The organism is Bradyrhizobium sp. UFLA05-108 (assembly GCF_059803455.1).
In genome coordinates this window covers 1-777 of sequence record NZ_JBANAZ010000237.1, presented here as the reverse complement: position 1 = coordinate 777, position 777 = coordinate 1, and the positions used below count along the sequence as shown (strand labels likewise).

The 777-nt window shown below is 66.4% G+C and carries 1 protein-coding gene; it reads left to right on the top strand.

The genetic code is table 11. The annotated features are described in order from the left end of the window. On the top strand, window positions 1–777 hold a 777-nt coding region (locus SO140_RS46225; RefSeq protein WP_498544237.1), incomplete at both ends, for an IS110 family transposase.

Below are 777 nucleotides of genomic sequence, written 5' to 3'. Positions count from 1 at the left end.
CGCGTCAGCCGCTGAAGAAGCTTGATGCTGACGCGGCCGCTCTGCTGAAGCTGTTGCAGCGTTGGCGCGAGGAAGCACGCAAGGCGGGCCGTGTGATCAAGCGGATCGTCTGCGCCTATGAGGCTGGGCGGGACGGGTTCTGGCTGGCGCGCTGGCTACAGACCCATGCCATAGAGGCCTATGTTATCCATGCGGCGAGCATCGCGGTGTCACGCGAGCACCGGCGCGCCAAGAGCGATCGGATCGACACGGAACTGCTGATGCGCTCATTGCTCGGCTGGCTGCGTGGCGAGAAGCGCCATTGCAGCATGGTCGCGATCCCGACCATGGCGCAGGAAGACACACGGCGACCGGGCCGTGAGCGGCAGAGCCTGGTCAGCGACCAGACGCGGATCGTCAACCGCGTCAAAGCCGTCCTCGCCCTGGTCGGCATCGGCGGGTTCAATCCGAGGCTGCGGAAGGCGGCGCAGAAGCTCCAGACGCTGCGTACCGCAGAGGGAACGCCGCTGCCGGACAATACCCATGCGGAGCTATGCCGCGATCTGGAACGGCTGAGCCTGGTGCGTGACCAGATCCGTGCCATCGAACGCGAACGTTTGCAGCGTCTCGCCGCTGCGCCGGCCGCAGCAACGGGTCCCCATGCGATGGTTCGTTTGATCGCAAGGGTCCTCGGCATCGCCATCGAGACCGCCGACATGCTGGTGCATGAGGCGCTGTCGCGCAATCTGCGTGATCGCAGAGCTGTCGCGCGCTATGCCGGGCTGACCGGCGCGCCGG